Raw genomic sequence first — 21197 nt, 5'->3', positions numbered from 1 at the left:
CTTATTCTGCGGCGTCGCGGTCCGCGATCTTGCGCAGGGTAGCGAGGATGGTGCGGGTAGGAACGCCCGTGGCGCGCTTCGGGTGGTAGCCACGGGGGCCGCCGCCGTTCCACGCCGGTCCGGCGACGTCGATGTGAGCCCAATCGACTTCGTCGCCCACAAACCGGCTCAGGTAAGTGGCGGCGTATTCCATTCCGCCTTCCCGCTTGGCGTTGATGTTGCGGATGTCCGCCACGGCGGACTTCACGTCCTCCTCGTGCTCTTCCAACAGCGGCATCGCCCAGGCGCTCTCTCCCACGGAGCGCCCCGTGGCAGCAACCTGATCGCGGAACTCGTCGGTGCCCATGACACCGGCGGTGCGATCGCCCAAAGCCACCATCTGCGCACCGGTGAGCGTGGCGGTGTCGATGAGGAAAGTCGGATCGTCTTCACAGGCACGCGCAATGGCGTCGGCCAAGACGACGCGGCCCTCCGCATCGGTGTTGAGGATCTCGGAGGTGATCCCGCCGTAGTGGGTAATGACGTCGCCCGGGCGGGTAGCGCTACCGGACGGCATGTTTTCCGCCAACGGCAGGGTAGCGGTGATGGGAACCGGCAGCTGCAGGCGCGCGGCGGCGATGATTGCCGCGGCCACGGCCGCGGAGCCGCCCATGTCCATCACCATGTCCCACATGCCGGAGCCAGGCTTGAGGGAAATGCCGCCGGTGTCGAACGTGATTCCCTTGCCCACAAGCGCGACGGTGTCCGAGTTAGCGGGAGCGTCCGGCGCCCACTTCAGGCGCACCAACCGCGGCGGGCGGGTGGAGCCACGGCCGACCGCGAGGATGCCGCCGTAGCCCTGGCGGGACAGCTCTACCTCGTCGAGGAGCTCCACCTCGATGCCGACGGCCTCGGCCTCCTTCTTCAGAAACGCCGCGTAGGTCTCCGGGTACAGCTCGTTGGAGGGAGTATTCACCAAGTCGCGAGCCATGGCGGTGGCTTCCGCGGCAATACGAGCGGCTTCGAATTCGGCGCGGGAGTCCTCAGTGTCTTCGGTAATGAAGACAAAGCGTGCCTTCGCGGCGGACTCTTCCTTATCTTCCCCCGTATTTGCGGGGGTGTGGATGCCCGCGTAGCGGTAACCACCCAGCAGGACGCCTTCGACAGCCGGGGCCAGCCCGAATTCAGGCAGGGTAGTCGTCACGGTCAGAGGCGCACCCTGCGCCTTAGCCACGTCGTGGGCGGCGCGGGAGGCAGCGCCGGCGGCGCGGCGCACGGTTTCCGAATCGACCTGAGCGGCATCCCCGAGACCGACGGCGATGAGGGTGGCCACCGGGGCATCGGCAGGCGCCGGCACGACGGACACCTTTTCCGCGGCTCCAGAGGCACCAACGGCGCGCAACGAGCGGTAAATAGATTCAGTCAGCGCCCCCGGCAGTGCATCGCTAGCCGGAACTTCGAGTTCCCCGTCGCCGGTGAAGACCGGAATCAACAGAGCATCAGTTGCGTCAGCGGCAGGTTCGGACGCAGCGGTGGGCAGCGCGGAAGCCACATCGACTGCGGGTAGGTAGCCCCGAGCAGGGAGTTCGCCCGTGGCTGCAGCTGGGTTCTGGTCCGTAGTCATGAAAACCTCCTTGTGCTAAGCCCGCGCCGGTGAGGCGGGCGGTGACGGTTCCGGGGCAAGGCCCGGTGCCTCCCCGGTTAGGTCATTACTGTACTGATTAGCCGGACACGTGTGACCGAAATCCGCGTACATTGGCATCCATGGCACAGCTTGATTACACGATTAACCGCACTGACAATCCCGTAAGCGACGAGCGCCGGAAGGAGATCCTCTCCGATCCCGGCTTCGGCGTGTACCACACCGACCACATGGTCACGATCGACTGGAACGAGGACGACGGCTGGCACAATGCGCAGGTGACCGCCTACGCGCCGCTGGAGCTCGAGCCGAACACCTCGGTCTTCCACTACGGTCAGGCGATCTTCGAAGGCATCAAGGCGTACCGCCAGCCGGATGGGACCATCAAGACGTTCCGCCCGGAGCAGAACGCCCGGCGTTTCCAGCACTCCGCTGAGCGCTTGGCTATGCCGCAGTTGCCGGAAGACGAGTTCATCAACTCCCTGGCACAGCTGGTGGACGTGGACCAGGCATGGGTTCCGGAAGCCGGTGGCGAGGATTCCCTCTACCTGCGCCCGTTCATGATCTCCACCGAGTCTTCCCTGGGCGTAAAGCCGTCTAGCACCTACCGCTACGTGGTCATGGCCTCCCCGGCGGGCGCATACTTCGAGGGTGGAGTGAAGCCGGTGTCGGTGTGGATCTGCGAAGACTATGTCCGTGCCGCGCCGGGCGGGACTGGCGATGCCAAGTTTGCCGGCAATTACGCCGGCTCGCTCTTGGCGCAGCAGCAGGCTTCCGAAAAGGACTGCGACCAGGTGGTCTGGCTCGACGCCATCGAGCGCGACTACATCGAGGAGCTCGGCGGCATGAACCTGTTCTTCGTCTACGGCACGGGCAACGACGCCAAGATTGTCACCCCGGAGCTGTCTGGTTCCCTCCTCGCGGGCATCACCCGTGATTCCCTTCTGCAGGTGGCCAAGGACTCCGGCTACGAAGTCGAGGAGCGGCGCATCACCAAGGAAGAGTGGAAGGAAGCTGCCGAGTCCGGTGAGATGTCCGAGACTTTCGCTTGTGGCACTGCGGCCGTGATTACCCCGGTAGGTGTCGTCCGCAGCAAGGACGGCGAGTTCACCATCAACGACAACGAAGCCGGCGACATCACGATGGGGCTGCGGGAAAAGCTCACCGACATCCAGCGCGGTGAAGCCGCAGACAACCACGACTGGCTGCACACCCTGGTGAGCTAGTCACTACTGAGAGCGCTCGCCGTCTCGATGGCCGTATTGATCATCGGGAGGGCGAGCAGCGCACCGATATCCAAATCCGCGCGCACATCGAGCTCCAACAGGGGGCTGACGCCTAGTTCGCGGATGGCTATCCGGTGCGCCGGATCGTGGCTGCTGCCGGTGGCCAACACCCAGTCGGCGCAGCCGCGGTGGAGGCGATCTGCGAAGACGGCGGCGGTGGTAGTCACCATGCCGTCCACGATGACTGGCGTCCGGCGAGCGGCAGCCCGCGCCGTGAGCGCCATGAGGGCGACAATTTCGGGGGAACCGACGCGACGGAGAAGGTCGGCAGGAGTTGAGTGCGTGGGGCCGGGAGTTTGCCCGGCGCCAGGGGTGTTCCCGGCGCCAGGGGCGTTCCCGGCCTCGGGGGAGTTCGCGGTTGCGGGGGAGGCGAAGCGGGCGCGAAACATTGCGTCGCGGATGATGGTAACCGTGGCTTTCCAGGCGGCATCGTCACGCGCGGCGGTTGGCCCCGTGCCCACGATCGCGACCGGTTCGGTGCGGGTGAGCGCGCCCATCAGCGCGGCGGCGGTGACTGCGCTTGCGGATCCGAAGGTCAGGGGAATTAGCGCCTGCGCGCCGGAATCAATAGCGGTGTCGGCGGCGGACGCCCCGATTTCTACTGCGCGGTCGTAAGTCGCTTCATCCATCGCGTCCGCCGCATCGATGCTGCCCGCCGGGGTAGTGGTCCATTCGTCGATGAGCTGCAGGTGCGCCCCCGCTGCGCGCACTGCGCCGGCTATCGGACCGGAGTGCGAGCGCAGCTCATTAGTCCAGTTCTCCACGTCGGTCGCGGTGGTTTCCGTCGCCCGCGCGCCGGCGACGTCGCGGTCGGCGCATCCATGCACTCCGGGGATGGCAATCGCATGGACATCGTCAAGCACGTGCGGCGGGGCCGCGGATTGGGCCCCGGCGATCCAGGACGCCACCTCCGCAAGGCGCCCCAAGGAACGGCCGCGGGCAGTGCCGCGTAGTTGCTCGGTGAAAGCTGCGCGGGTGTGGTGGTCAAAGTCCGCGGCGGTCATCTGTTCCATCGTCTACTGCTTTTCTGCCTCGGCGGGGTGTGGTGTAAGCGGAGATTAGACGTCAGCGCCGCGCTCAACCTGCGGGCGCGGGGTGCGCCAACGGCGCGGCTGGGTAGCGCGCATGAACGCGTAGTACCCCAGCGAGAAACCGGTATCGGTCGTTTTCGGGAACTTCTGGCGCACGGCCTTGTTCGCGCGCCGGCCGAGGATGATGCCCTCTACCGTCACGGTGATGATAAAGGCCATCGCCACGATCGTGGCGATCTGGGAAACGCGAGGCGCGATGTTGCCCAAGAAAAGGATGAGCAGCATGACCAACGCGGCCGGCATCGTCCACTCCAGTACGTAGCGGTGCGCGTCGACGTAATCGCGGACGTAGCGCCGCACCTCGCCCTTGTCGCGGGCCATGAGGTAGCGCTCGTCGCCGGCTGCCATCTTTTCCTGCGCGTTGCGGCTGCGTTCGCGGTTCTCCGCGCGCTCCTGGCGCTTGTAGTCCTTCCACTCTTCCTTGGACATGGAAGCCTTCAGCTCCTTGCGGTGCTGATGTTGCTGCGCAGGCGAGAGCTTGTTGGGGTCGCGCTGCACGCCCTTAGCGCGCTCTTGGTCCTTTCGCTTTGGGGTAGGGCGCCCCTTCGGCGGGGTGTAGCCACCGGTGTGGTGGGTGGGGCGGTCGCTGGAGGCGGAGCTGTTGCTTGCCGATGCCCCAGCGTCGCCGCCGCGTGCCGATGCGTCTGCGGCATCGCCGCGCTTATCCTCGTCGCGCGAAAGCGGGCGCGCTACGCCTTGAGATTCCTTGTTCTTCCACGGGAGTTTCACGTTGCTTAGATTACAAGGTCAGGGGGTGGTGATGGCCAACTGGGAATAGGCCAGGGGACAATGGGGTTGAGGAAAACGTAGTGGGGAAGACGTCATCTTCCCTCAAGCGGGTGGCCGCGCGTACTGTGGTGCCTGGAAACTATTTTGGACGTTCCTACTGACTACAAGGAGTAACTATGACAGCCCCAGCTTCTGCTACTGGTGTCATCCTTACTGATGCAGCAGCCGCGAAGGCGAAGTCGCTGCTCGATCAGGAAGGACGCGAAGATCTGTCCCTGCGCATCGCTGTGCAGCCGGGCGGCTGCGCCGGCCTGCGCTACCAGCTTTACTTCGACGATCGCTCCCTAGACGGCGACAAGGTCGACGAGGTCGGCGGCATCAACTTGGTCGTGGACAAAATGTCCCTGCCGTACCTCAGCGGCGCGAAGATCGATTTCGCGGACACCATCGAGGCACAGGGTTTCACCATCGATAACCCGAACGCCACTGGCTCCTGCGCTTGCGGCGACTCCTTTAACTAAATAGTCTGCGGCCGCAGCTTGGCCGTAGCACGCGTAAAGCCCCTCGGCACCCAGCGAGTTTTCCGTCTCGCGGGGCCCGAGGGGCTTTTTGCTTACGCTGCGTAGGTGGTGGGTCCTAGAGACGCACCGGGTAATCGCGCTCTTCGATCTGCGGGTCGATGCGGTCTTCAACGAAGATGCCGTGCCAGATCATGAAGGACAGAACCGTCCACAGGCGACGGGAGTGATCGGAGACGCCATCGCGGTGCTCGCGCAGCATCTCGAGGACTTCCTTCTTGTTGAAGATGTCGTCCGTCTCGGATTCGCGAATCTGCTCTTGAGCCCAGCCGTAGAGTTCGTCGCCGGCCAGCCAGTGGCGCATCGGCACTGGGAAGCCAAGCTTCTTACGGTGCAGGACGTGCGGCGGAACAATCTGCTCGAGAGCCTTGCGCAGCGCGTACTTGGTCGTGCCGTGGGAGATCTTCAGGTCGTGCGGAATCGTTTCCGCGACGCGGAAGACTTCCTTGTCCAAGAACGGCACGCGCAGCTCCAGCGAGTTAGCCATGTTCATCTTGTCTGCCTTGACCAAGATGTCGCCGCGCATCCAGGTGAACAGGTCGAGGTGCTGCATGCGGGCCACCGGATCCATATCCTCCGACTGCGCATAAATCGGCGCGGTGACCTCGCGGTGGTCCCATTCGCGCTTGGCCCAAGGGAGCACGCGCTGGAGCTGAGAGTAGTTGAAGGAACGTGCGTTGCCGTAGTAGCGCTCCTCCATAGTCATGGACCCGCGCTCTAGCAGCGACTTGCCCTTCATACCGTCCGGCAGCACCTGCGACAGCTTGCCCAGGCCGCGGCGCAGCGGGGAGGGGACCTTCTCAAACGGCGCCAAGGAGAGCGGCTCCTTATAAATGGTGTAGCCACCGAAGAGCTCGTCGGCACCCTCGCCCGACAGAACAACCTTGACGTGCTTACGCGCCTCAGCGGCAACGAAGTACAGCGGCACGAGAGACGGATCGGCAACGGGGTTGTCCAGGTACCACATGATCTTCGGGATCGCGTCGGCGTACTCCTCCGGGGAGACCACCTTCACAATGTGTTCGGCGCCAATTGCGGCGGCCGACTCCGCGGCGACATCGACCTCGGAGTAGCCTTCCCGCTCAAATCCCGTGGTGAAGGTCAGCAGATCGGGGTTGTGGCGCTTGGCCAGGGCCGCGATCACCGTCGAGTCGATGCCGCCGGAAAGGAACGAGCCAACCGTGACATCGGCACGCATGTGCTTTTCCACCGAATCTTCCAGGGCTTTAGCGATGCGGTCGAAAAGGTCCTGTTCCTTATCCTTCGGGACCGGCGTGGTCTTGAACTCCGGACGGAAATAGCGGTTCTGCTGCACCTTCTCGCCGGGGCGGAGGGTCACAGTGCAGCCGGATTCCACGCGGCGGATCCCGGCGTGGAGCGATTCTGGCTCGGGGACGTACTGCAGGTCCACGTAGTGCTCGATTGCGCGGCGGTCCAGGCTCAGGTCGAGACCCATTGGCTCCGCCAGGGCGAGAATGGACTTCATCTCCGAGGCAAAGGCGGTGCCCTTGTCGGTAGTGGCGAAGTAGAGCGGCTTGATGCCGAACTGGTCGCGGGCGGCGAACATTGTCTTCGTCTTGGTATCCCAGATGACGATGCCGAACATGCCGCGCAGGTGCTCAACAACCTTGTCACCCCAGTGGTGGTACCCGACCACGATCGGCTCGCCGTCGCCTTCAGTATTAAAGGTGTAGCCAGCCTTCTTCAGCTCTTCGCGGAGCTCGAGGTAGTTGTAGATCTCGCCGTTGAAACTCAGGGCGTAACGGTCGGGTTCGCCCTCGGGGCCCCAGCGCAGCGGCTGGTGGGAGTGTTCGAGGTCAATGATTGAGAGGCGATTGAAACCGAAGACGGCATCATCGTCATGCCAGGTTCCGGCGACATCGGGGCCGCGGTGTCGCATGCAGGTCAGGCCGTTTTCCACGGCCGGCACAAACTCAGCCGCGTTCGAGGATGCGGCGAGAAAGCTCAACAAACCACACATTGGGTGCCAGCTCCTTGCGAAATAAAACGAAAATGATCCGCACCTACTTTACGGCCGATGCACGCCGCAGCCATCGCGCGGCACGGCTTCACTGCCGGGTGGCATCGTGAAGCCGCGTCTCGCGCAGGTGGGTTTACCGGGGTGGGGGATTAGTTGTCCCGCGGACGGGTGCAAACTTTCGGTGGACGTCTCTGACGTGAACCTGTGAAATAAACAACAGGAATAGCGGGGCGGATGGCGTCTCTGACGTGCTCAAATGCACTGCTTGCAGGCACAGTTGGTGAAAAGTAGGCGGGCAGTTTGAGCTGAGAATTCCATCGATGACAGCTGGGGCGGGCATCGACACCTGTCCCGCGGGGCGCATGCTCTATCCTAAGAAAATAGGAATGTTCTCGGAGCGTCCGAGACGTTTGTGTGGACAGAAAGGCAGAACGCACGTGGGACAGCGTATGAAGCGCAACACCGGACGGAAGATGGCCCTCGCTGGCGCTATCGCGTTCGGTGGTTTTGCGCTCGCCGGTTGTGACGTGACCCCGCCATCGTTGATGCAGGATGTGCTCGGATTCGGGTGGCCGGAAGGCATCACCCCGGAGGCGCACGCCATGCACAACTTCTGGATTTGGGTGTGGGTCGTTGCTTGGTTGGTCGGCATCGTCATGTGGGGCTTCTTCCTCACGGCGATCTTCCGGTGGAGCGCCAAGCGCGCGAAGAAGCAGGGTAAGGGAGAGTTCCCGAAGCAGCTGCAGTACAACGTGCCGCTGGAGCTGGTGCTGACCATCATTCCGGTCCTCATCATCATGACGCTGTTCTTCTTCACGGTGCAGACCCAGCAGAAGGTCACCGCCCTGGATAAGAACCCTGAGGTCACCGTCGACGTGACGGCGTTCCAGTGGAACTGGAAGTTCGGCTACAACCACGTCGGTTCCGAGCTTGCACCGGGTGGCAAGGACTACGACGGGACCAACGAGGAAGCCAACGCTCAGGCGGAGAAGACCTCGAAGGATCCGGAAGGCATGAAGAACGCCAATCCGATCCACGGTAAGTCGCAGGGTGACCTTTCCTACCTGAACTACAACGACATCGAGACCGTCGGTACGTCCGACGAGGTTCCGGTTCTGGTTCTCCCGACCGGGACGCCGATTGAGTTCCGCCTCGCCTCTGGCGACGTCTCTCACGCGTTCTGGATTCCGGAGTTCCTGTTCAAGCGCGACGTTTACGCGCACCCGGAAGCTAACCAGCAGGAGCGCACCTTCCAGGTGGAGAAGATCACCGAAGAGGGGGCCTTCGTTGGTCGCTGTGCAGAGATGTGCGGTACCTACCACTCCATGATGAACTTCGAGCTGCGTACCGTCAGCCCGGAAAAGTTCCGCGAGTACATGAAGTTCCGTCAGGACAACCCGGATGCTCCGAACTCCGCGGCACTTGACCACATCGGTGAGGATCCGTACGCAACGACCACCCAGCCGTTCAACTCCAAGCGTGACACCGCCGACGGCGATAACGTCGTCGACGCAAACGTGCGGGCGAACTCCTAAGGAGCCAGAACCATGCGAGCTACATCTAAGGTCTTCTACAGCATCGCCGTCTACCTCATCGTTTCGCTGATTGTTTACATCTTCGGCGTGAACTTTGTGAAGGACGACGGCTACCTCTTCGGTCCGGAGTGGGTCGGCATTGTCGGTATGGCGCTGGCTGCGTTGCTGTCCATCATGCTGGGCGCATACCTCCACTTCACCGATAACCGCAGTGACATCGTTCCCGAGGATTGGGAAGAGGCTGAGGTGGAAGACGGTGCTGGAATTTACGGCTTCTTCGCACCGACTTCCGTCTGGCCTTTCTGGATGACCATGTCCATCGCTGTCCTGGGCTTGGGCATCATCTTCCTCTACTTCTGGATGATTGCGCTGGGCGCCGCCATGCTTGTGTACTCCGTGGCTCGCCTGTCCCTGCAGTACGCAATGCCGAAGGAAAAGCACTAACCCACACGCGGGTGCCCAAAGACCCCGGTTCCGAGAACTCCGTTCTCAGAGCCGGGGTCTTCTCGTCGTATAGAAGGGGTCATAAGTTCCCGCGAAAACGGATCTTTTTACGTGGGGCGCTGCGTCGGCGTGAAATTGGGGAGTGGCCCATTGCGTGCGAAGGTATATCCGCCGGCGATGACCGCCGATTATCGCAGCTCATTGACGGTTACGCGCGGGGGTCAACCGAAAGTTGCAACGGGCTCGGGAAACGGGGTTCCCAGTTGTGAGAAATGACACACAGGAGTTGCTGAGCCTTAACCGATGAGATCGGAAGGATTTCTCTCAATCTCCGCCGATGGCGGTTTGAACGTGAACGCGGTGTTGGAGCGGGCGCGCTACCTGCACGGAAGTGGGGGAGTGGGTGGCGTGGCTTCGTCAGCGAGGTTTGCCGGCCGCGCCAAGTGACGCAGGGCGCGAAGAATCCAAGCGGCAGAGGTTGAAAATTGAGCCGTTTTGCTGGGGGTAATGGGATGACTCGGGCCAGCTGAGCCGTCATACTGATAGGCGTGACGAGCGCAATTTCAAACCAAGGTACGGCAGCACCACGTGTTGCCACGCTGAACCGACCCAACATGGTCAGCGTGGGCACCATCGTGTTCCTGTCTCAGGAATTGATGTTCTTCGCCGGTCTGTTCGCGATGTGGTTTACATCCCGAGCTAACGGCCAGGACGGAGACTGGTCTGCACAGACCAGCAACCTCAACGTGGCCTTCGGTGGCATCATCACCGCAGTCCTTATCCTGTCCTCCGTTACCTCGCAGTTCGGCGTCTTCGCAGCCGAAAGGGGTGACGTTTACAAGCTACGATTGTGGTACGCGGTCACCATCGCACTCGGTGTCGTCTTCTTGGGTCTTGTGGCCTTCGAGTGGACCGAGATGGTGACGGAAGGCGTAACCGTCCAAGCGTCCGTGTTTGGCTCCGTCTTCTTCATTCTGACGGGCTTCCACGCCGCGCACGTGACGGCAGGCATCATCGCGTTCTGCATCATTATGGCGCGTCTTGCCAAGACGAAGTTCACGCCGGCGCAGGCTACCGCCGCCATGGCGGTGTCCTACTACTGGCACTTCGTCGACATCATCTGGATCGGTGTGTTCGTCGTCATCTACATCATCCAGTAGGGCCGTAGGGTGACCGAGCAGCCCTCGGCCTTACAGCCACTCACTTTCCGGGCACGAGTTATCTGAAGGAAAATGATGGATAGCATTCCGAACAACTCCGCGCAGTCCCCCGAGCGGTCTGCGGCAGCGGCGGCGGGCAAGAAGTCCCGTCGTCGCCGCAAGGCTAAGCGCACCTTGGCCGGCGCTTTCGCCCTTACGATTGGTCTGACGGGCGCGGGTGTCCTCGCTTCTGCGTTGACCCCTGATTCCCAGGTGGCGACCGCAGAGAAGGACGACCAGGCCCTTATTGATGAAGGCAAGGACATCTACGACACTGCCTGCATCACCTGCCACGGTGGCAACCTGCAGGGTGTCGAAGAACGTGGTCCTGCTCTGACCGGCATTGGCGCGGGTTCGACCTACTTCCAGGTCCACTCCGGCCGTATGCCGATGATGTCCAACGATGCCCAGGCGGAGCGCAAACAGCCGCGCTACACTGAGCAGCAGACGCTGGCGCTCGCTGCCTACGTGGCCTCCCAGGGTGGTGGCCCGGACATCGTGTACAACGATGACGGCACCATCGCCCAGGAATCCCTGCGCGGCCGCAACTACAACGGCCAGATTCAGGCAGAGGACATCGCCAAGGGCTCCGAGCTGTTCCGTATGAACTGCGCCTCGTGCCACAACTTCACGGGCCAGGGTGGTTCGCTGTCCTCCGGTAAGTACGCGCCGCCGCTGGCCCCCGCCAGCGAGCAGGAGATTTACCAGGCGATGCTCACCGGCCCGCAGAACATGCCGAAGTTCTCTGACCGTCAGCTCACCGCGGACGAGAAGAAGGACATCATCGCCTACATCAAGTCTGCGAACGAGACTCAGTCCCCGGCGGGCTGGGATCTGGGCGGCCTCGGCCCGGTCGCTGAAGGCTTGGCAATGTGGATTATCGGTATCACCGCTCTGGTCGGTATCGCACTGTGGATTGGATCGCGCTCATGACAAACAAGGACACGAAGTACACGGAGGAGGACCTCCGTTCGATGAGCAACGAAGAGCTCGCCGAGCTCGGTACCGAGCTTGACGATGTCACCGTTGCTTACCGCAAGGAGCGCTTCCCCCTGGACAACGATCCGGAGGAAAAGCGCGCAAGCTTTAGCGTCGGCGTGTGGCTGACCATCGGTATCTTGGCCGGCCTCGCCTTCCTGGGCGTTTACCTCTTCTGGCCGTGGCAGTACCAGATGAAGGGCGACGAGAACTTCTGGTACCACACCCTGTACACGCCCTTGCTCGGTGTGACTGCGGGTCTGTCGGTTCTCAGCCTCGGTTTCGCCATCATCCAGTACGTCAAGCGCATCATTCCGGAAGAGATTTCGGTGCAGCGTCGCCACGACGGTCCCTCCGACGAGGTTGACCGTCGCACGCTGACTGCGCTGCTCAACGATTCCTGGAAGACGTCCACCCTGGGCCGCCGCAAGACCCTGCAGGGGTTGCTCGGTGGCGCGGGCGTGCTGGCCGGCCTGGTTGTTATTGCCCCGCTCGGTGGCGCCATCAAGAACCCGTGGAAGGTTCGCCACGAGCTGGACTACTCCGGCGATGGCACTCTGTGGACCTCTGGTTGGACCATGCACGATAAGGGCGTGAAGCTTTACCTCGCCCGTGACACTGGCACTATCGCCGAGGAGCACTCGGATTCCGTCGGCTCCGGCTACACCACGCAGGGTGTGACCCGCCTGGTTCGCGTGCGCCCGGAGGACCTGGCCGCGGGCGGCATGGAAACCGTGTTCCCGCTGGCTGAGGATCACGTCAACGATGGCGACCGTTACGACCCGCAGGCGGATGTGTACGAAGAGCACATGCACTCCATCCACGGCAACCGCAACGCGGTCATGCTTATCCGCCTGCGCCACCAGGACGCCGAGAAGGCCATCGAACGCCAGGGGCAGGAAGACTTCCACCACGGCGATTACTACGCCTTCTCCAAGATTTGTACCCACATTGGCTGCCCGACGTCCCTGTACGAGCAGCAGACCAACCGCATCCTGTGCCCGTGCCACCAGTCGCAGTTCGACGCGCTGCAGTACGGCAAGCCGGTCTTCGGTCCGGCCGCTCGTGCACTGCCGCAGCTGCCGATCACCGTGGACGACGAGGGCTTCCTCGTGGCTCAGGGCAACTTCATCGAGCCTGTCGGCCCGGCATTCTGGGAGCGTGAGTCCTAATGAGCAACAAACTCGCAACTATCGGCGACAACATTGACTCGAGGTACACCGCCTCTGGTCTAATTCGCACGCAGATCAACAAGGTCTTCCCGACCCACTGGTCGTTCATGCTGGGTGAGATGGCGCTCTACAGCTTCATCATCCTGCTGCTGACCGGTATCTATCTGGCGCTGTTCTTCGACCCTTCCATCACGAAGGTCATCTACGACGGTGCCTACACCCCGCTGAACGGCGTGGAGATGTCCCGCGCTTACGCCAGTGCGTTGGACCTGTCCTTTGAGGTGCGCGGCGGTTTGTTCATCCGCCAGATGCACCACTGGGCCGCCCTGATGTTCATGATGTCCATGGTGGCCCACATGCTCCGTATCTTCTTCACCGGCGCATTCCGCCGTCCGCGTGAGGCCAACTGGATTATCGGTTGCGCCCTCATCCTTCTGGGCATGGTCGAGGGCTTCCTCGGTTACTCCCTGCCGGACGACCTGCTGTCCGGTGTTGGCCTGCGCATCATGTCCGCCATCATCTTGGGCATCCCGATCATCGGTACCTGGATGCACTGGGCCATTTTCGGTGGCGACTTCCCGTCCGACCTGATGCTGGACCGTTTCTACATCCTCCACGTGCTGGTTATCCCGGGCATCATCTTGGGTCTCATTGCCGCTCACCTGATGCTCGTCTGGTACCAGAAGCACACCCAGTTCCCGGGGCCGGGCCGCACCGAAAACAACGTCGTTGGTGTGCGCATCATGCCGATCTTCGCCACCAAGGCAATCGGCATGGGCCTGGCTATCGCCGGCATCCTGGCGCTGATGTCCGGTCTGCTGACCATTAACGCCATCTGGAACCTGGGACCGTACAACCCGTCGCAGGTCTCCGCTGGTTCGCAGCCGGATATCTACATGCTGTGGACCGACGGTGTGGCTCGTGTCATGCCGGCGTGGGAGCTCTACATCGGCGGCTACACCATTCCGTCCGCATTCTGGGTCGCCCTGCTCTGTGGTCTGATGGTCATCCTGCTGTTTGCTTACCCGTTCATCGAGAAGGCGATGACCGGCGACGATGCCCACCACAACTTGCTGCAGCGTCCGCGCGACGTGCCAGTTCGTTCCGGTATCGGAGCCATGGCCATCACCTTCTTCCTGCTGGTGACGCTGTCCGGTGGTAACGACCACGTTGCCCACTTCTTCCAGATTTCGCTGAACGCGATGACCTGGGTTGGACGTATCGGCCTGGTCGTTCTGCCGCCGCTGGCTTACTTCATCACCTACCGGCTGTGCGTGGCTCTGCAGCGTTCCGACCGTGAGGTCCTGGAACACGGCGTCGCCACCGGCGTTATCAAGCGCATGCCGAACGGCGCTTACGTGGAGATCCACCAGCCGCTCGGCCCGGTGGACGAGAATGGCCACGCCATCCCGCTGGAGTACTCCGGTTCCTACGTGCCGAAGCAGATGAACCATCTCGGCTACTCCGACAACGAGACCTCTGGCTGGTTCAGCCCGGACGATCCGGAGCTGATGGAGCGCAAGAAGGAAATCGCGAAGAACAACCACCACGAGGAGGCGGAGATGTTCCGTCGCCTCAACGAGCAGAACCGCCGCAACGACGAGGACAACGGCCTCATCTAACGGCTAGCCGCTCACAACTCACCGCCGCTGCTTGGCACCCACAGAACGAACTGTGGGTGTCCGGGTAAGCGGCGGTTTTCTTTTTCTAAAGCTCGGAAGGCGAGTGCGGCATCGCCAAGCACATGCTTGCGGTCCCCGAGTTCCTCCGTGCGGGGTGCGTGGTTTGGCAGCGTCAATCCGCTGTTGCAAAAAGGGGGAAGAGGGGTTGTAAAGCCGGGTGTGAGGCAAAACACACTTGTCTAGTCTGTTTTTTCCCTGAGGGCAACCGGCTTTTAATTGCACCCCTTCGTTTGGGTTATCGGAGCAGGTAGCGGTGCAGTTTGGAGGGCTTTGCTTGGTGTTGTCTGTCGGCAACCTGTTTATGTTGCGGTTAAGTGACGGGAAGATAACGGGGATATAACGAAACCGAGTTGCTTGCCCGATTCGACAGTGCCCGTAACTGTTTCGTAACCTATTTGAGACATTGCAGCACGGACGCGACCGTGGTTCGCGCTAACGCAATAAGAACTGAACATTTCCCGCCGCTATTGACCCCGTCTCCGGGGTCGAGCAGAGACGCCTCTACAGGAACGGGGTCGTCGAAGACGCTAGGCCCATCCCAGGGGTCAATATCGGCTTCCTTCAAACAGTAAGGAGGCCGGCGGCGAAATATGGTTAGGAGAAAATTTCGTGACTCAGCACCGTCGTCAAGGTACCGCCGCTCGTCGTTTCGCTACCGCTACCGTTGCGGCCGCTTCCGCGACCGTAGCTATCCCGGCTGTCGCACAGGGCGCAGAGGTCGTTGTTCCGAACACCGACTACTCGGTCAACGTTGACGGTATTGAGAACGTTCCGCACATCCAGGACGTTCCGAACGTTGAGGCATTCATCCCGTCCATGAGCGCCAACGCTCAGCCGGCTGAGGCTTCCGCAGACAACTTCGAGGCAGCGTCCGGCATGCAGTCCGCCGTTCCGGCCTCTGACAACGCTGCAGTTGTCGATGCTGCTCGCTCCGCAATCGGCTCCCCGTACGGCTGGGGCGCTGCCGGCCCGTCTGCCTTCGACTGCTCCGGCCTGACCTCTTGGGCCTACGGCCAGGCAGGCAAGCAGATCCCGCGCACCTCCGAGGCGCAGGCTGCACAGGGCACCCCGGTGTCCCTGGATGCCCTGCAGCCGGGTGACATCATTGCCTACTACGGCGGTGCTTCCCACGTCGGTATCTACACCGGCAACGGCACCATCATCGATGCCCTGAACGACGGTGTGCCGGTCCAGGAGCGCCCGATCGACTACATGCCGATCCACTCCGCAGTGCGCTTCTAAACCGTAGCGCGCGGTAGCAACCAGTCCCGCACACGCGCTTCGTCTGCACCATCCGGCAGGCGGGGCGCGGTGCGGGACTTCTGCGTTTTCGGCGCACTGCACCGTCGCCTCTCAGACCTCGCTGATAGTCAACATTCGCAGTAGCGCCCAGCCGGCAGACCACCCTCACAGGTCGCATCGGCAACAGTACTTTCTGAATTCTTCCTGACTATTGTGCACTGCAGAAATTGCTCTATAGTTGCATGGGTATCTCTTCTGTCATGACGCCATTGAGGAAGAAAAATCGTGCACGAAAACTCCATCCGCCGCAAGAAGTATGCGGTGCTTGCCGCGCTGACCATCGCGGCGTGTGTCACCCCGGCGGTGTCCGCCCAGGAACTGCCCGGTGATGCCGAGACTCCCGCAGCCGCTGAACACGGTGAGGGGAGCGATGCCGATCTCTCCGCACTGATGGACCGGATCGGCCAGCTGTCGGAACAAGCGACGGCCAAGTCTGAGGAGCTCAAAGCAAAGCAGGACGAGCTCGATAAGGCCAATGAGGAACTGCACGATCTCGAAGGCCGTGCAGCAGCAGCCGGCGCGGACGCCGACTCCGCCGCAGACGCGGCGGCGCAACAGCGTGAAGCAGTCAAGAAACTCGCGGGTAGCCGGTACCGCGGTGTGAACTTCGACTCGGTGACCGCCGCGCTCTCGTCCGGGGATCCGCAGGTGGCCGCCGAGCGTCTTGGATACTTAGGAGCTCTCTCGCGCTCTGCGCGCGCCAGCCTGTCCACCATGAACCGCACCGCCGAGGAAGCGTCTGAGACGCACAGCGACGCTGAGCACGCCGCTGAGCTCGCGGCGCAGAAGCGGGACGGCATTGAGCGCGACAAAGCCCGCCTCGAACGCGAAGCGAAGGAACTGGACCGCCTGAAAGAAGAGGTGGAAAAGCAGGTCGACGATCTCAGCGCCGAGCAGCGCGCAGCGTGGGAAAACCGCCTCAACCCGGTCCGCCCTGATGACGTGAAGGTGCCCACTGGCGGCGACCTGTCCTCTGTGGTCGCTGCCGCGCTGTCCAAGCAGGGCGCCCCCTACGGCTGGGGCGCTCAAGGCCCGGACACGTTCGACTGCTCCGGCCTGATGCTGTGGGCGTACAGCCAGGCGGGTAAATCCATTCCGCGCACCTCCCAGGCGCAGATTGCGGGCGGCACTCCGGTGCCCATCGACAAGCTGGAGCCCGGCGACATCGTTGGCTACTACCCGGGCGTCACCCACGTCGGCATGTACATCGGCAACGGCCAGGTCGTGCACGCCTCCGATTACGGAATCCCAGTGCAGGTCGTTCCGCTGAACTCGATGCCCATTACGGGCACCGCCCGCTACTAGGCGGACGTACCCCGCCACCGGCACCGGGGCTTGTACAGTAAGCCGCATGACGCGGACGCTGCTTGTCACCAACGATTTTCCCCCGACCATCGGGGGAATCCAGTCTTACCTGCGGGACTTCGTAAACACTCTGGATCCCCGCAGCATCGTAGTCTTCGCCTCCACACAGGATGAGCAGGCGGCCGCGGCCTTCGACGCCCAGCAGACGTACCGTGTCCATCGCTGGCCGGGCTCCATTCTCCTTCCTACCCCGAGCGTGTCTCGTCGCATGCAGGAACTCATCCGCGCCGAGGACATCGACACTGTCTGGTTCGGTGCCGCAGCCCCGCTGGCGCTTCTGGGGCCGGCCGCCAAACGTGCCGGCGCGTGGAAAGTCATCGCCACCACTCACGGCCATGAGGTGGGCTGGTCGATGCTTCCTGGAGCGCGGCAGGCGCTGCGGCGCATCGGCACGCACGCGGACGTGGTTACCTACATCTCGCGTTACACGCGGCAGCGTCTCGAGCGCGCCTTCGGCCCGCACCCGGAATGGGTCCACCTACCGTCGGGGGTGTCCACCGACGTCTTTCAACCTGCGACGAAAGAGGACAAAGCCCGGGCACGGGAGGAGCTGGAGCTTGACGATGACGCTGAGGTCATCGTCTGCATATCCCGCCTGGTGGCGAGAAAAGGGCAAGACCAGCTGTTGCGCGCCATGCCACGCATCCGCGAGCAGCGGCCGAACGCGCAGCTGGTCATCGTAGGTTCTGGGGGTTACCGCGCGACGCTGGAGCGGCTCCGTGACATGTACGACCCCACGGCGCGTTTCGTTTCCGCCCGCGGAACCGAGGAGTTGGTGCGCGCACTCCACGCGGCCGACATCTTTGCCATGCCGGCCCGCACCCGGGGCGGCGGTCTCGACGTCGAGGGGCTCGGAATTGTCTACCTCGAGGCGCAGGCGGCAGGTTTGCCCGTGGTCGCCGGGGATTCGGGAGGAGCGCCCGAGACCGTCACGCCCCGTACCGGAATTGTGGTGCGCGGACGGGACGTGGGGGAGATTGCCGCGGGCATCGTCACGCTGCTGAGCCAGCCTGCCCTGCGTGCGCAGATGGGCCAGGAAGCCCGCTCCTACGTGGAACGCGAGTGGACGTGGGACGTGATGGGCAACCGGCTGGCTAAGCTTTTGATGTGACCGGTAAGCAACGGCGGTTGTATCCTGTTAGCCATGCTTAAGGCCGCTTCTGCACCCGAGCCCGGGACACCGCTGACAGCCGGATTCGACGTCGGGGGCACTAATATCCGCGCCGCGCTGGTGGCGCCCGACGGGACGTGCAGCCATCGGATCAACGAAAAGACGCCGCAGGACGCGAAAGAATTAGAAGACCTCTTGGTGCAGCTGGTGGGCCAGTTGAACGAAGCCGCGCGCGCTGCGGGCTACGGCGAGGTCGCCGCGGTGGGCATCGCCATCGCCGGGTTCATCGATCCGACGTGCGAGTGTGTGCGTTTCGCGCCGCACCTTCCGTGGCGCGATGCCCCCGTGCGCCGCACCATGCACGAGCGCTTGGGTGTCCCGGTGCGCATTGAACACGACGCGAACGCGGCTGCGTGGGGCGAGTACCGCTTTGGCGCCGGCCGGGGCGTGGACGAGTGGGTTTTCGTCTCCATCGGCACCGGCATCGGCGCCGCCATCATCCATGACGGTGAGTTGTACCGCGGCGCGCACGGCACCGCACCGGAATTCGGACACATTGTCGTTGACCCCAGCCCACATGGCCGGAAGTGCAGCTGTGGAAAGCGCGGCTGCCTGGAGCGCTATGCTTCCGGCACCGCGCTGCCGGATACCACCCGTGAGCTAAGGCCAAAGTATGAGACCGCTTTGCCTGCCGATGCCGCCGGGCGCGAAGTCACCGACGCCGCGCGGGCCGGGGATCGGCTGGGGCAAGCCGTCATGCACGAGTTCGGCGTCCAGTTGGGGCGCGGCCTGTCCATAGTTGCCGACGTGTTGGATCCGCAGCTCATCGTCGTGGGCGGGGGAGTGGCTGATGATGCCGACTTGTTCCTCGGCACCGCCTGCGAGACGATGCGCGACAACATGGTGGGGGCGGGCTACCGGCCAGTTCCGACCCTGGCGACTACGGAATTGGGCGGGCCAGCCGGTATGATTGGCGTGGCTGATTTAGCCCGGTCTGCTCTCACACCGAAGCAGTAAGGCTCACGGAGTGGAGGCGCGCTCCCGCCTCCCGGGGCCCGCAGACCGGCACGCTTCACGACGCTGAGGAGGAACCACACGTGCGCAATAAATGGTACTGGGCCTTTAAGAATGTCTTTTTTGGCCCAGCGCTGCGGCTGTGGAACCGGCCGTGGTCGGAGGGAATGGACCGCATCCCAAAGACTGGTTCGGCCATTTTGGCCTCCAACCACCAGGCCGTGATGGATTCCTTCTACTTTCCGCTGTTGTGCCCGCGGCAGATCACCTTTTTGGCCAAGTCTGAATACTTCACTACCCCCGGCTTCGTCGGCGGGATTCAGAAATGGTTTTTCACCTCGGTGGGGCAAACACCTATTGACCGCACGGCCAAGTCGGCGTCAGACGGGATGATGGTCTCCGCCCGCCGCGTCCTGGATGCGGGGGATCTGTGGGGGATTTACCCGGAGGGCACTCGGTCGCCGGACGGGCGCGTGTACCGCGGGCGTACCGGGATGGCGCGCGTGGCGATGGACACTGGCGAGCAGGTTATCCCCATCGCGATGATTAACTCGCGCAAGGCGAACCCGATTGGCACCTGGATCCCCCGCCCGGTCAAAGTTGGCGTGCGGGTCGGCGACCCCATTGACCCGCGGGCGTGGGCCGCTGAGCGCGGATTGGATCCGCACGACCACGCGACGGCCCGCGAGTTCACCGACTACGTCATGCGCACTCTTGCAGACCTCGCCGGCAAGCCCTACGTCGATGTGTACGCCTCCGACGTCAAGAAATCCCTGGCAGCCGGCGAGGGGTACCTGCCGGGAGCGGAGCTGTAAACCGGGAGCGGAGCTGAAAACCGGTGCTGAGCTGAAACCCGCAGCAGAAGTTTTACCCACCTTTTCCCACATTTTCGGAGGACGCACACACACGTGCAGGCACAGCAGAAGCAACGCCTGGCCTGGCCCGATGTAGCCAAGGGAGTGTCGATTCTCGGAGTCGTCATCCTGCACATTTCGCTGGCCGTGCCAGGGGCGCAGGAGACGTGGCTAGCTAGCCTCAACAACGTTATCGACCCGCTGCGCATGCCCCTGTTTTTCCTGGTGAGTGGGTTCTTTTCCTACAAGGTGTTCCGGTACAGCCTCCCGCAGCTGTTTCGCCGACGCCTGTGGTACTTCATCATTCCCTACATTGTGTGGTCGGCCGGCGAGCTGTGGACCAACTCGGTGCTCAACCACATCAACTTCGGCGATCCGATTTATTCGGTGCGCCACGTGGCAGTGCAGCTGCTACTGGGGCACACGATGGGCTGGTTCTTGCACGCGCTCATCCTTTTCAACGTCGCCCTCTGGGCAGTGCGGAAGCTGCCTACCCCGCTCGCACTAGCGGCGAGCTTTACCCCCGTGTTCTTCTTGCCGTGGGCGGATACGTACTTCTTCATCGGCAAGGCATTGATGTACTTGCCGGTCTTCATCGGCGGCGCGTACCTGCGGCGGCATATCGCGGATTTCACCGCGGTGGGAAACCGGCTGATCCGGTGGGTTGCCCACCCGCGTCAGGAAGCTCTTCCCGGCGCCGGGGTGGCGGCGTTTTTCGTCGCCGGCGGCTTGTACGCGCTGGGGTATTGGGTGCGCAGTGCATGGGATGCGCGCGAGACGGTTCCGGAAGTGCCGTGGTACCTGCCCGGGCCGGATACCTTGAACGCGGAGCAGATAAAGCTCGTGGTCCGCTTGGTGGAGCAGCTGCTCATGGCGCCGGTGGGCCTGCTCGGGGCAGTAGCCCTTGCCGCGGTACCCCTGGTGAGCCCGGCCCTGCAGTTCGTGGGGCGGCACACGCTGCCGGTCTACCTGTCCCACCCCATCGCACTGGATCTGTCGTTCGGCATGTTGCTCGCACACTCGTCGTTGGAGATCTACCCGGGCGGTCCGTGGCCGGTGCACGCCACGTCCTTCTGGGTGGCTGTCTGCATCGCCGTATGTGCGGCGGGCTCGGTGCTTTTGTGGGCGGCGGGCCGCGTGCCCGTGCTGCGGTGGACCCTCAAACCGCCGGCGCTGGAAGGCCGGCGCGCCTCCCGTGAGCCGCTCGTCGGGGCGGGCAACGTGGACTCATAGCTGGATGTAGCCCGCCGCCACT

General features: G+C 63.0%; 18 protein-coding genes. 14 read left to right on the top strand and 4 right to left on the bottom strand.

From position 1 onward, the window contains the following. Window position 1 precedes the first annotated feature (1 nt). Window positions 2-1603, bottom strand: a complete 1602-nt coding sequence (locus CMASS_RS07255; RefSeq protein ID WP_022862352.1) for a leucyl aminopeptidase — start codon at window positions 1601-1603, stop codon at window positions 2-4. A gap of 140 nt (window positions 1604-1743) precedes the next feature. Here CMASS_RS07255 and CMASS_RS07250 point away from each other — a divergent pair, with 140 nt between their 5' ends. Next, entirely contained in the window at window positions 1744-2847 is a 1104-nt protein-coding gene (locus CMASS_RS07250) for a branched-chain amino acid aminotransferase (RefSeq protein WP_022862351.1), read from the top strand. Here CMASS_RS07250 and CMASS_RS07245 read toward each other — a convergent pair. After that, window positions 2844-3920: a nicotinate-nucleotide--dimethylbenzimidazole phosphoribosyltransferase gene (locus CMASS_RS07245; protein ID WP_022862350.1), complete on the bottom strand. Its 1077-nt coding sequence runs from the start codon at window positions 3918-3920 to the stop codon at window positions 2844-2846. The two genes, CMASS_RS07250 and CMASS_RS07245, sit on opposite strands and share 4 nt — an antisense overlap. Before the next feature lie 45 nt (window positions 3921-3965). Beyond that, window positions 3966-4727 (bottom strand): DUF3043 domain-containing protein, encoded by a 762-nt coding sequence (locus CMASS_RS07240; protein WP_022862349.1) that lies wholly within the window; start codon window positions 4725-4727, stop codon window positions 3966-3968. 176 nt (window positions 4728-4903) lie between these two features. Here CMASS_RS07240 and CMASS_RS07235 point away from each other — a divergent pair, with 176 nt between their 5' ends. Beyond that, window positions 4904-5248, top strand: a complete 345-nt coding sequence (locus CMASS_RS07235) for a HesB/IscA family protein (protein WP_022862348.1) — start codon at window positions 4904-4906, stop codon at window positions 5246-5248. Between the two features lie 115 nt (window positions 5249-5363). On the opposite strand, the gene asnB is transcribed toward CMASS_RS07235, so the two are convergent. Next, a complete protein-coding gene (asnB, locus tag CMASS_RS07230) occupies window positions 5364-7286 on the bottom strand; it encodes an asparagine synthase (glutamine-hydrolyzing) (protein ID WP_022862347.1) in 1923 nt (640 codons plus the stop codon). 437 nt (window positions 7287-7723) lie between these two features. On the opposite strand from asnB, the gene ctaC reads away from it, so the two are divergent. From ctaC to CMASS_RS07170, 12 genes are all read left to right on the top strand, one after another. Further along, entirely contained in the window at window positions 7724-8821 is a 1098-nt protein-coding gene (ctaC, locus tag CMASS_RS07225) for an aa3-type cytochrome oxidase subunit II (RefSeq protein WP_027018517.1), read from the top strand. Window positions 8822-8833: 12 nt separating this feature from the next. Next, window positions 8834-9265, top strand: a complete 432-nt coding sequence (ctaF, locus tag CMASS_RS07220; RefSeq protein WP_022862345.1) for an aa3-type cytochrome oxidase subunit IV — start codon at window positions 8834-8836, stop codon at window positions 9263-9265. Window positions 9266-9813: 548 nt separating this feature from the next. Continuing rightward, complete coding sequence (ctaE, locus tag CMASS_RS07215) at window positions 9814-10425, top strand: aa3-type cytochrome oxidase subunit III (RefSeq protein ID WP_205617716.1); 612 nt, start codon at window positions 9814-9816, stop codon at window positions 10423-10425. A 72-nt stretch (window positions 10426-10497) separates the two neighbouring features. After that, the gene (gene qcrC, locus CMASS_RS07210) at window positions 10498-11397 is read left to right on the top strand and encodes a cytochrome bc1 complex diheme cytochrome c subunit (RefSeq protein ID WP_027018516.1); all 900 of its coding nucleotides are present in this window, start codon (window positions 10498-10500) and stop codon (window positions 11395-11397) included. Next, window positions 11394-12614, top strand: a complete 1221-nt coding sequence (gene qcrA / locus CMASS_RS07205) for a cytochrome bc1 complex Rieske iron-sulfur subunit (protein ID WP_027018515.1) — start codon at window positions 11394-11396, stop codon at window positions 12612-12614. Before qcrC ends, qcrA begins: the two co-directional genes overlap by 4 nt. Further along, window positions 12614-14236 (top strand): cytochrome bc1 complex cytochrome b subunit, encoded by a 1623-nt coding sequence (gene qcrB, locus CMASS_RS07200; RefSeq protein WP_022862341.1) that lies wholly within the window; start codon window positions 12614-12616, stop codon window positions 14234-14236. The genes qcrA and qcrB overlap by 1 nt, the downstream gene beginning before the upstream one ends. A 669-nt stretch (window positions 14237-14905) precedes the next feature. After that, on the top strand, window positions 14906-15538 hold the full coding sequence (locus tag CMASS_RS07195) for a C40 family peptidase (RefSeq protein ID WP_022862340.1): 633 nt from the start codon (window positions 14906-14908) through the stop codon (window positions 15536-15538). A gap of 285 nt (window positions 15539-15823) precedes the next feature. Further along, the gene (locus CMASS_RS07190) at window positions 15824-16903 is read left to right on the top strand and encodes a C40 family peptidase (RefSeq protein WP_022862339.1); all 1080 of its coding nucleotides are present in this window, start codon (window positions 15824-15826) and stop codon (window positions 16901-16903) included. Between the two features lie 46 nt (window positions 16904-16949). Continuing rightward, on the top strand, window positions 16950-18074 hold the full coding sequence (locus tag CMASS_RS07185) for a glycosyltransferase family 4 protein (RefSeq protein WP_022862338.1): 1125 nt from the start codon (window positions 16950-16952) through the stop codon (window positions 18072-18074). 33 nt (window positions 18075-18107) lie between these two features. Next, entirely contained in the window at window positions 18108-19091 is a 984-nt protein-coding gene (locus CMASS_RS07180; RefSeq protein WP_022862337.1) for an ROK family protein, read from the top strand. 80 nt (window positions 19092-19171) lie between these two features. Beyond that, window positions 19172-19903, top strand: coding sequence for a lysophospholipid acyltransferase family protein (locus tag CMASS_RS07175; protein ID WP_022862336.1), 732 nt, complete (start codon window positions 19172-19174; stop codon window positions 19901-19903). Between the two features lie 93 nt (window positions 19904-19996). Then, a complete protein-coding gene (locus CMASS_RS07170) occupies window positions 19997-21175 on the top strand; it encodes an acyltransferase family protein (RefSeq protein ID WP_022862335.1) in 1179 nt (392 codons plus the stop codon). The last annotated feature ends 22 nt before the right edge of the window (window positions 21176-21197 follow it).

The sequence above is a fragment of the Corynebacterium massiliense DSM 45435 genome (assembly GCF_028609805.1).
In the GTDB taxonomy this organism is placed as follows: Bacteria; Actinomycetota; Actinomycetes; order Mycobacteriales; family Mycobacteriaceae; genus Corynebacterium; species Corynebacterium massiliense.
This window is presented reverse-complemented; position numbering and strand designations above follow the sequence as displayed.